The following is a 3553-nucleotide window of genomic DNA, read 5'->3' as shown; positions in this document are numbered from 1 at the left end:
TCCTCAAGACGGAGCGACCGCCCGTCACCTGTGATCGTTCAAATAGTTACCGCAGAAGACTTGATCCCACGACCGCGCCGCCAGCCCATCCCGCGTGAGCGGGTTCGTTCTTTGGCACTTTTCCGACGTACTCGGTCTAACTGACGATGTCAGTTGGTTGGGGCAGAGCGGACTCACCGCCGACGTCGCCGAAGCGACACGAATGACCATCGCACAAAGTCGCTGCGCTCCAGCCCGCTGCGCGGGAGCAAGAGCCGAGAGACCGGTAGTCGGCCGAGAGAGGACAGCGATAGCGGAGTTGCCTCGATCAACTCGCGGATTTGTCGCCGTGCAACGCATGATCAAGAACAGCAAGAAGGCTTGCGGGTCATGACCCTGATGCGCCGAGCCGGTGAGGCAATGGCAAAATTGCCTTGACGAAAGCGCCAGCCAGTTTGCTTTAATGTGTGCCTGAGGCGTTCCTGCTCGCAAGAAATTGATTCACGCTATGCCACCGAATTCGGATCAACCGTTCAATCGCGCAAAAGTTGTCGGATGCGCTATTTCTGCCACGCGCAACTATTTGAAATCACGAGAGTCAAAAACATTAAATCCCCTCTTTTGCATCAATCGTGCCAAAACGTTTAAGTTGTGTAGGAATTTGAAGCCGCCACGCTTCGGGGTTTCCTAAGTCGAGCACCTCTTCATAGCGCCCGCGGCCCCGCCGGTGCTCAACCTCCCGCGACTTCGTGCCTTGGCGCTTTTCGGCCGCCGGCCGCCTCAGCGCGTCGATAGACCTGCATTCCGGCCGCCGAAAACCTGCACAATCTCGGAAGTCGGCGATCTCCAAAGATATTTCGTTCTAGATGCCTACGGCGAGACGTCGCACCGAATTGGCGACAGCCGTGATCGAACGACTATGCTGGCCGCCAATTTCCGTGAAAGCCGAATGGAACACGTCGCGGCATCTTGGCGATCCCGACTGGTCCGGCTTCGATGTCCTGAGCGTTGAAGACTGCAAAATCGCTGCGATCTTCGTTTCCGCGATAGATGATCGCAATCACCCAACCATCACCTTCCGGCGCGAATCGCGAACGCGGGACAAAGATAGGCTCTCCTGGCGCGTCGCCCGCGATCAGTGGATAGGTCATCCGTTTTCCGGTCTTAATGTCAATATGGGCGATGCAATCGAAGTCGATATCTTCTCGCCTTCCGGCGCGGCCAGCGAACCACCCATGCCGGTAGCCCAAGCCAGCAAGGCGTTCATCAAAGCGCGGAAACTCACCTGGCAAGTCGTCCAGCGGTTCACGCCTAATGGAGCTTAACGCCGATGCGAGGTCGAGCGTCCATCGCACCAGCCGGGCTGAGCTGCGCTCAGGCATCGATCCGTCGGCTAAGGGAAACAATGGAGCAACGGGATATTCCATCACGTCAGCGAAGATTTTGTCGCCCTCTTCCCAGGCATTCATGGGATGGAAGACGTAACAAGCCTCTGTGGTGAACCAGCGCATGGTCTCAACACCGGAATCGCGCGCCATCACCCCGATATGGGATCCCCTATCGGGTTCCCAGGCGAAGGCCGGTCCACCGCGCATTGCTCGTTGGAGATCGCCGGTCAACGGCAGGATGGGAAAGAGCACATGCCGGCGCGTGACCATGAAGTCGTGCACAAAACTCGAAAAGGGCGCCTCGAAGTCATCGCGCCGTTTCACGCAGCCCTTAGCGTCGGTCACGCCGTAGGAGACTGTTTTCGAAAACGGCGTATCGCCGACCGAGTAGCCGAACCAGACCATCTCGCCCGTTTCGGGATCGATCTTGGGATGAGCTGTGACACGGCCCCGGTAATCGTCGGCATAGCCGCTGGATTCAAGACTGCACGGATCAAGCTCAAAGGGTTTGTGAGCCTCTTCGAGTGCTAGCAGACGGCCAGCATGCCAGACGATGTTTGTGTTTGCTACGCCGCCATCCTTCCCCATCACAGACGGGTCTGTGGCCCTCGGATCGAAACCACCGAATAACGCTTTACCAGCGGCGTGCTCGAGCTGCCACTTCGGCGTTCGAACGTAGCGGTTGCGATAGGATACTTTGCCGGCATCCACGAAGAAGCCATGAATCATCCCGTCGCCGGTAAACCAATGATAATGGCCACGCGGTTCGAACTGCGGATTTGGACCATTGCGGTAATAAGTGCCCGCCAAATCGGTGGGGAATTCACCGACAATCTCTAATTCGTACTCATCTTCGCTGCGTACGGGCGCGAAGTTGCCGGACAGATAAGGGTTAAGCGCTTGTGGCCCGTGCATTGCCGTGTCTCCCAAGATGCCCAAATATGGCTTCTATCGAAGTGACAGCCGACTGCGATGTTCTTCAAAGCTATCGCAACTGCTAGGGTCTGTGAATAGGTAAACATATTCGTGCCATCAGACTCTTGATGCGTTCATCGATCCGTTCCATGCATTTTCTCTGTCGCGAACTCCGATGAGGTCTTGGCTCAGATCGCCATGACCTCGTGACGGTTGATGTCGAAGGTCTTCTCGTTGCGCAGGATGCTCCACGCAATCCGCGCCAGTTTGTTGGCCAGCGCCGTTGCCAGCTTGTTGCGATGCATCCGTGGGGCTGCGTTTACAAGCCATGTTCCGAAACTGAAACGCTCCCAATTATGCGGCCGCATCAGGATGACGTTTGCGGCTTGGATGAATAGGGTTCGAAGATATTTGCTGCCTCGCTTGGAGATGCGACCCAGGATAGACCGGCCACCTGTGCTGTACTGGCGTGGCACGAGACCAAGCCATGCCCCGAAATCTCGCCCGCGCTCGAATGCCTCGCCGGTGCCGATGGCAGCGACCACAGCAGTCGAGATCAGTGGGCCAATGCCGGGAACGCTCATGAGGCGCTTGCAGTTGGCTTCCTTCTCGCTGATCTTCTCGATCTCGCTCGCGATGGTCTCGATCCGCTCATCAAGGGATATCCAGTCTTCGTAGAGGCCAGCGATCAGGCCGCTCATCCGTGGTGATATCTCGTCCTGGCGGTTCTTTAAAATTGCCAAGAGAGAGTTGCGCAAAGCCCTAGACCCGGTCCTCACCGCGATACCTTGCTCGATAAGGAAGGCTCGGATCTGATTGATCGTGGCAGTCCGACGGGAGACCAGTCGGGAGCGAACGCGATGGCAGGCCTGAAGGTCGAGTTGATCCTGTGTCTTCTCGCGCACGGTTCGCAGGTTCGGCCGCAGGGATGCTTCGGCAATCGCCTCAGCGTCGTTGTAATCGTTCTTCTGCCCCTTCACGAAGGGCTTCACATAGATCGCCGGGATGATCCGCGGCTGGTGACCCAGTTGACGCAGCGCTCGGCTGACAAAGTGGGCGCTGAGACATGCCTCCATGCCGACGATGCTCGTTGTTTGAAGGTCTCAACGAGCGCCAGCCGCTTGATCTTGCGCCGAAAAGCGATCTTGCCGTCGGTGCCAAAGCCGACGACATGGAAAACTTCCTTACCGATATCGATGCCGATCGAGGCCAAGGGCGTGGTCATGGGCTGCTTCTCCGGGTGCTGTGAGGTAGTCTCTGCAGACTATCCC

Annotated in this window: 2 protein-coding genes and 1 pseudogene; all 3 read right to left on the bottom strand. The window is 57.4% G+C overall.

The window, feature by feature from the left end:
• Positions 1-586: 586 nt before the first annotated feature.
• On the bottom strand, positions 587-829 hold the full coding sequence (locus ABSE61_RS36975) for a hypothetical protein (protein WP_423876086.1): 243 nt from the start codon (positions 827-829) through the stop codon (positions 587-589).
• A gap of 67 nt (positions 830-896) precedes the next feature.
• Entirely contained in the window at positions 897-2282 is a 1386-nt protein-coding gene (locus ABSE61_RS36970; RefSeq protein WP_423876085.1) for a carotenoid oxygenase family protein, read from the bottom strand.
• Positions 2283-2470: 188 nt separating this feature from the next.
• Positions 2471-3507 (bottom strand): annotated as a pseudogene (locus ABSE61_RS36965) (IS110 family RNA-guided transposase).
• Positions 3508-3553 lie beyond the last annotated feature (46 nt).

The organism is Bradyrhizobium sp., assembly GCF_049519115.1.
Classification (GTDB): domain Bacteria; phylum Pseudomonadota; class Alphaproteobacteria; order Rhizobiales; family Xanthobacteraceae; genus Bradyrhizobium.
The sequence above is the reverse complement of the archived record's forward strand: the minus strand, read 5'-3'. Positions and strand labels throughout refer to the sequence as shown.